Source organism: Kribbella antibiotica, from assembly GCF_004349055.1.
Taxonomy (GTDB): domain Bacteria; phylum Actinomycetota; class Actinomycetes; order Propionibacteriales; family Kribbellaceae; genus Kribbella; species Kribbella antibiotica.
Map to the genome: position 1 here is coordinate 42,218 of NZ_SMKX01000055.1, position 6,913 is coordinate 49,130.

The 6,913-nt window shown below is 64.2% G+C and carries 7 protein-coding genes; 2 read left to right on the forward strand and 5 right to left on the reverse strand.

Translation table 11 applies throughout. The annotated features are described in order from the left end of the window. The first annotated feature begins 30 nt into the window (after positions 1-30). Together E1263_RS19985 and E1263_RS19990 are read left to right on the forward strand one after the other, a co-directional pair. Positions 31-369 (forward strand): hypothetical protein, encoded by a 339-nt coding sequence (locus tag E1263_RS19985; protein WP_132169525.1) that lies wholly within the window; start codon positions 31-33, stop codon positions 367-369. Further along, on the forward strand, positions 369-2,324 hold the full coding sequence (locus E1263_RS19990) for a hypothetical protein (protein ID WP_132169527.1): 1,956 nt from the start codon (positions 369-371) through the stop codon (positions 2,322-2,324). Before E1263_RS19985 ends, E1263_RS19990 begins: the two co-directional genes overlap by 1 nt. Before the next feature lie 9 nt (positions 2,325-2,333). On the opposite strand, the gene E1263_RS19995 is transcribed toward E1263_RS19990, so the two are convergent. From E1263_RS19995 to E1263_RS20015, 5 genes are all read right to left on the reverse strand, one after another. Next, entirely contained in the window at positions 2,334-2,816 is a 483-nt protein-coding gene (locus E1263_RS19995) for a hypothetical protein (RefSeq protein ID WP_132169529.1), read from the reverse strand. Positions 2,817-3,443: 627 nt separating this feature from the next. Then, a complete protein-coding gene (locus E1263_RS20000; protein WP_132169531.1) occupies positions 3,444-4,403 on the reverse strand; it encodes a hypothetical protein in 960 nt (319 codons plus the stop codon). Further along, the gene (locus tag E1263_RS20005) at positions 4,397-5,002 is read right to left on the reverse strand and encodes a hypothetical protein (protein WP_132169533.1); all 606 of its coding nucleotides are present in this window, start codon (positions 5,000-5,002) and stop codon (positions 4,397-4,399) included. The genes E1263_RS20000 and E1263_RS20005 overlap by 7 nt, the downstream gene beginning before the upstream one ends. Before the next feature lie 232 nt (positions 5,003-5,234). Further along, complete coding sequence (locus E1263_RS20010; RefSeq protein WP_132169535.1) at positions 5,235-6,509, reverse strand: thymidine phosphorylase; 1,275 nt, start codon at positions 6,507-6,509, stop codon at positions 5,235-5,237. Then, a complete protein-coding gene (locus tag E1263_RS20015; protein WP_202868969.1) occupies positions 6,506-6,898 on the reverse strand; it encodes a cytidine deaminase in 393 nt (130 codons plus the stop codon). Before E1263_RS20015 ends, E1263_RS20010 begins: the two co-directional genes overlap by 4 nt. Between the last annotated feature and the right edge of the window lie 15 nt (positions 6,899-6,913).

Sequence of the window (6,913 nt, forward strand, 5' to 3'; positions counted from 1 at the left end):
GGCCCCACTCCGGGGGACGGGGAGCAGTAGATGGCCTTGCCGAACGATCCGGTCGCGCCTGAACCGATGGTCGCCAACCCTGAGCGAGCAGCACTCACCAGGCTGCGCGCCGAGGTCGTCGCCGCTCGGGAAGGCCTTGCGACCGCACTGGATCCTGCGGCCAAGAAGATGGGCGACGGCAAGACCTGGACCGGACCGACCGCCGCCAAGAACTGGGCGGCCGAGCTCACTGGCCGGAAGAAGAACCTCGGTCCTTGGGTAGATGCCGTCATCGCCCAGATCGACGCACAGCTGCGGACGCTGCCCGACAAGGTGACCACCAGCGAAGCCAGAATCTTCCACAACGACCAGCGAATCGGACACTACTGATGAAACGGCCGGGCTCAGGCGGCAACAGTTCCGACATCTCCGCGATCACCGTGGGCTCGCTCGCCGCCATGATCACCGACCTGGAGAATCGCTCGAAAACCCTGCAGTCGCTGACGTCCTTGAAACGCCGCGCCGGTGAGTACGGCGTTGGTATGACGGAGTTCCAGAAGATCATGGACGTCGGCCGCTGGATCGACGGCGAACTCCCGATGCTCCGCCGCCGCCTCAGCCTCGCCCGAGCCCTCGAGTCCCAAGCCTCCCCCGGCCGACCGGTCAGCCTCCACGAACCGGTCCGCCTACCGACGGAGGCCGAACTGACCCGGATGCGCAACCTGGCCAAGAAGCTCAAGGAACACACCAAGTCCGGCCCCGAAAACGCCAAGCTCTACCACGAGGCCGCCCTCGCCCTGGCTTCGGTGAACGACCCGGACCTGGCCGCCGCCTTCTTCGCAGAACTCGGCCCGCAGTCGATCGAGCTGCTGGTGCCCATGATGTCCGGCAGCGGAAGCAAAACCATCCGCGAGGACGTCAAAGCGTTCAGCACCGCACTCGGCGTAGCATTCAAAGACACCGATCCGTCGCAGGGCATCGTCGACGTGATGAACATGTTCGCCAATCCCCCGACCAAGAATGGTGCTCCCATCACACCGGCCGCCTGGGGCCGGCTCGCGCTCCTCCAAGACGGTGACTTCGACCCCACCTGGCTCACCAAGGTCGTCCGCGCCAACGGCCTCGACGCCTTCGCCCGCAAGGGCCACGGTGGCATCAGCGACTTCCGCGGCAACATGTCCCAAGACACCGGCCTGCCCGACGACATCATCGCCCTGGCCTTCGGCGCCCTGAAGAACAACCCCGAAGCCGCCCGCTCGGCCATCACCTCCATGGGCCCGATGTCCGACACCGTCAAACTCGTCTTCAGCTACGCCGGCGCAGTCGGCACCGGAGAGTCCGTAGCCCAGAACTTCGGCCTGGCCATCGAAGCCGGCACGGGCTCCACCACCGAGAAGTCCGGCGCCCACTCCGAAGCCGCCGCCAAGTTCGCCTTCGACTTCATCCTCGCCACCGGCCAGTACAAACAAGTCCCCTACGCCATCAAGCCTTCCCTAGGCCGCCTAGCCGCCTCCTACACCCACGAACTCCTCACCGGCGCTCGAACCGACGACGGTGGCGCCCGCGACTCGGGCGTCGGTAAACCGGCCGACTTCAACACGATTCCGGGCATAACCCCAAGGTTCTACCTGAGTGCCGAAGACACCTACCGTTTCCTGCACGGATTCGCCGACAGCGACGTCCTGTCCGAACCGTTCGACGAGGCCATGGGAAACCTGTACCAGGCGATCGCCCAGCTGGCTGCCCAGCAGGACCGCGACGCGATCAAGGCTGGTGGGCGGGATCCCCGGAACTTCGAGCGCACGATGGACGCATTCGGCAGTCTGGGAGGTCTGCAGTATCAGGCGATGAAGGATGTCCGCGGCAGTATGGACGCGTTCGACAAAAAGGTGCGTGAGAATATTTCGAAGGTTGTCACGCTGGGCATCGGCAAGGTACCCACTCCTACCGGTGTCGCTGCCAAATGGGCTTGGAAGGGTGTCACCAAGGCAGCCGGGGCCGGGCTGAAGAAGTTTGTGAAGGGCGGCGCCACACGGGTACAGATCCTGGAGAGCGAGGACCTGCAGGAGACACTCACCATGAAATACCAGACCGCCGCGCTGCTAGTGGCCGCCGGCTATCCTCACAAAGTGATCCCTCCGGACATCCGCGGCGCCGACGGCAACCTGCTGAGCGTCGATGAGATCGTTAAGGACGAGAAAAAACTGGCGAGGTTCTTCGCCTGGAGCGACTCCAACGACGAGCCGCCGTACGTCATGGACGACAAGATCGATCAGGGCGAGAAGAACTACGTCGGCGGCTCGAAGGTCGGCGAGAAGTATGGCTCCACGCTGCAGTGGAAGTGAGCCCGGCGATCACACGTCAAGGCAAGCCGTTTCAGCGCGCAGCGCCAGGGACGGAGCGGCTCCGCCGGTCAGAACGAAGGTGAAGGTCACCTTGTGCTCCTCTTGGCCCGTGAAGACGAACTCCCGACGCTTGGTGTCGTCTGAGTCCGGCTCCTTGGTCAGCTTGTAGCGGCCAGTGTCCATCGTTGCCAGAACCGCCTTATAGCCAAAATCTAGCGTCGTGTCGATATCGGGATCTGGTTTGTAGGGGAACGAGCCGGCGAAAACCCTCTTCGCCTTACCACTACCGCATGGCACATCCGCCGATGCGTCGTCGGTGATGACCGGCGCCGTTCCCTTGACCGCCCCGGTGTCCGCAGCCTCGGTTAGCTGTTCTGTCCCCACCTGCTTGATCTCAGAGCCGAGCTCAGCAAGCGTCGAACCTTTCGCACACCCAGTCAGCCCTACCCCCGCCAGCAGAACAACCCCCGTCACCAACCACCGCTTCACCATGCACCGGTTCTACCAGACAGACAGACCACAATCCCACCCACGCCGCGCGCCACGACACTCAACGGTCGAGACGAACTGTCTCGCCGAGGAAGAGGAAGGTCGGCTTCGCACCGCCGGTGAAGACGGACGTCAAAGTCACCTTGTAGTCGTCCTTGCCAGTGAATACGGCCCCCCGCCGTGCCGTGCTGTCCGGATCTGGCCGACTGGTGAGGTCGTAACACCTCCCGCGCAAGGCGGTGAAGGCAAAGTCGAAGGTCTGGTCGATGTCTCGGCAGACCCTGAAGGGGAAGAAGCTGCGAAGACCCGCTTCACCCTGTCATTGCCGCAAGCAACATCTTTGGATGAATCCTCGGTAATCGTGGGCTCAACGCCGTCGGCAGTGTTGAAGTCCGCCTCTTCCGTCAGCTGCCTCATTCCTCGGCGCCGCAATTCAGCACCCAGCTCGGCGGCATCAGGCCCTGAGACACACTCCGCCCGCCATGAGCTCCGCCACCGGCAACCATCGCCGTGCCCTCAGCCAACCTTCCATCTCACTACCTCGAAATTCAGGGGTCGAGGCAGTCGGTTTCTGCATGGATCGTGAGGGGTGCTCCTGCCGAGCGCCATTCGTACCCACCAGCTACCGCGTCAGCGATTGTGTGTCTGGATCTCCAGTACCTGGATGCCTGCTGTGGCGGGAGGTATGTCGAGTTGGTCTGGCGTAGCTTGCGGGTCGCCGTTCTCACTCGACCTCCAGGTGGTGGCCCAACCGACCTTCACAGTGACCGGCGTCTTGCCTGCGCCGGCCTTGCGAAACCGAATCATGCAGTCGCTGGTCGCCCCGGGAGCGTACGGCGTACCCGCATCAGCGCAGCTCACCGGGTCAGCGTCCGGCGCCGAGACCTCCATGCCAGTCAACTCCGCGTCGACCTGAGCCCAGACCGCGCCCACAGAAGCCCGCACGTAGAGATCTTTCGGATAGCCGTCCAGCCACACCCAGGTATCCACGTTGACCACAGTCCCCGCAGCGGCGGTCAACTTGGGATTCCAGTTCAGCTTCGGCTCAGGTACCGTCATCGCCTCGAACGCAGCGTCACGCAGGATGGCCGGCGGAATAGGTGGTACCGGTGGCTGCTGCCCCTCCGGCACATACACTGCCCGATGTTCGGCGAACCACTTGGTGATGAACTCGTTGAACGCTGCCGTACCGCCACCGAAAAGATCCGGATCACACATGCCGCCGTACCAGTGGCCTTTGTCGTCGTCCTTGTACTGCTCATACCCTGGATGCGGCTCGAACGGAACGCCGTTCGTGTCACGCCCCAACGGGGCGCCGCCCGTGACGAACTCGTAGTAGTGCTTGCCGGTAAAGCCTTGGGTGTAGTTGCAGGGAACGGGCACCTTTTTCACCGACGTGTGCCCTGGACGTCCGCCCTTACCGTTACCGACGCCTGTGCCGGTGAGGCTCACGCTGATCGTGTTGCCCGAAGCGCCGGGGGTCGGCGGAGGATCCTCCCAGTCCGCACCAGCCGGCACCGTTCCGGCCACCACCGACATTGCCACCGTGGATGTCACTCCGAGGCAGTAGAACATGCGTCGGCTCAGCATTTCTCCCCCTTCACGTTGTACCCCGTGACCTTCCACTGGCTATCGAGGGGCCCGAGAATGACAACGATCTTGATCCGCGGAAACTTCTTCGCGCCCGGCCCGACATAAGTCGTGCCGTTGGCCCTGACCAGAACCGACTTCGATTGATCTAAGCAGGTGGTAAGCGCAGCGATCGCGCCGAAGGTCTCAACTTTTGTGGTCAGGCGGACCTGACCACCGGTAACGACCTTCTTGGACTTCTGATCCGCCAGATGACCGCGAATAGTGGTCAGCGCCGCGCCGACCGCGTATTTCGTCAGCGTCGGATCCTCGACGTTGGTGGCGGCTGTCTTGTTCGCGGCCCGCTCGAAGTTGTCGTACGCCGCAAATACATCGTCCGAGTTGGCAGGCGGATTCGGATGATTCAGAATCACCGTCAGCCCGCCGTACTTCTGTGTGCTGGTGGTCGGAAGCGCGGTCGGCGTAGGAGGCGTGGGGGTGCTCGAAGGGGTCGAGCTTGATTTAGTGGGATCCGGCGTCAGGGTGGGCAAGCCGCTGGACTTGTCATCCTTGCCGCCACAGGCCGCCAGCGAGCACACCAACGCGGTCGTGAGCAGCATGGACCCGACGCGAGACCTCGTCATCACTTTTATCCCCAGAGTTTGTCGACGAACCAGCACCCGCACACTAACGGATCGGACGATCACGGGGAGTGCGCGGTTCCGGTCACGGGTCGGCTCGAGAGCCGATACCGTTCCACTAAATCACAGTGCGTGGTTGAGTGGTGCGGAATTGCACCTTCCTGCAAAAGTGCGGTGCCGGTCTGGCTTGTGCTTGCGGGGCTTGGTCTTGCTAGCCGATTCGGTCGATCACGAGCGGCCCGGCCTGGTACGAAGCCGAGACCTCGACTGCATCCGTCAACGACTCCAGCGCCCGCTCGAACCGGCCCGCATCATCAGCATGCAAGGTCAGCAACGGCTGCCCGGCCACAACGGTGTCGCCTGGCTTGGCGTGCATCTCGATCCCCGCGACCGCGGAAACCGGGTCTTCCTTCCGCGCCCGACCAGCGCCGAGCCGCCAGGCCGCAACCCCGACAGCCAAAGCGTCAAGCTTCGACAACACACCAGAAGCAGGAGCCGGTACGACGTGCTGCTCCGGAGCGATCGGCAGTTCCGCATCCGGGTCCCCGCCCTGGGCCGCGATCATCGCTCGCCACGCGTCCATCGCCGTACCGTCTCGCAGCTTTTCCGCCGGGTCGACGTCGGTCACCCCAGCGGCAGCGAGCATCTCGACGGCGAGTGCGATGGTGAGCTCGACGACATCCGCGGGACCACCACCGGCCAGCACCTCAACGGATTCGCGAACCTCCAAAGCGTTTCCAGCCGTCAATCCCAGCGGCACCGACATTTCGGTGAGCAGGGCAACGGTCTTCACGCCGGCATCGGTGCCCAGCGCAACCATCGTCTCGGCGAGCTCACGCGCGTCCGCCAGATCCTTCATGAACGCGCCGGTACCGACCTTCACATCGAGCACCAACGCGCCGGTCCCCTCGGCGATCTTCTTGCTCATGATCGAGCTGGCGATCAGCGGAATCGCCTCGACCGTACCGGTCACATCGCGCAGCGCATACAGCTTCTTGTCGGCCGGAGCGAGCCCGTCACCCGCAGCACAAATCACCGCGCCGACATCCTCGAGCTGCCGCATCATCTCGTCGTTCGACAGCGCCGCACGCCAGCCAGGAATCGACTCCAGCTTGTCCAGCGTCCCGCCGGTGTGCCCGAGACCGCGCCCCGACAACTGCGGCACAGCGACGCCACAGGCCGCGACCAGCGGTGCCAGCGGCAGCGTGATCTTGTCGCCGACCCCGCCGGTGGAGTGCTTGTCGGCGGTCGGGCGGGACAGCTTCGCGAAGTTCATCCGCTCACCGGAGGCGATCATCGCCGCGGTCCAGCGAGCGATCTCACGGCGGTTCATCCCGTTCAGCAGAATCGCCATCGCCAGCGACGACATCTGCTCGTCGGCGACGTCGCCCTTCGTGTAGGCGTCGATCACCCAGTCGATCTGCCCGTCACTCAGCTCACCGCGATCCCGCTTGGTACGGATCACGTCGACCGCGTCGAAGCTCACTTCTCCTCCAGAAACTCAGGCCCGAATGCCTCAGGCAACAACTCACGCAACGGCCGGCTCCCGGTCGCCGTCTCGATCTGCAACTCCGGCCCACCATGCTCGTGCAACAGCTGCCGGCACCGCCCACACGGCGTCAGCAACGCCTCATGCTGATCCACACAGGTGAACGCGACCAGCCGCCCACCCCCGGTCCGGTGCAGCTCCGAGACCAGCCCACACTCAGCACACAAGGACAACCCGTACGACGCGTTCTCGACGTTGCACCCGGCAACCACCCGCCCGTCGTCGGTCACCGCCGCCGCCCCCACGGCGTACCCCGAATAAGGCGCGTACGCCCGCCCCATGGCCTCCACCGCGGCAACCCGCAGCCCTACCCAATCCACATCCACCACCCCAGCATCCCC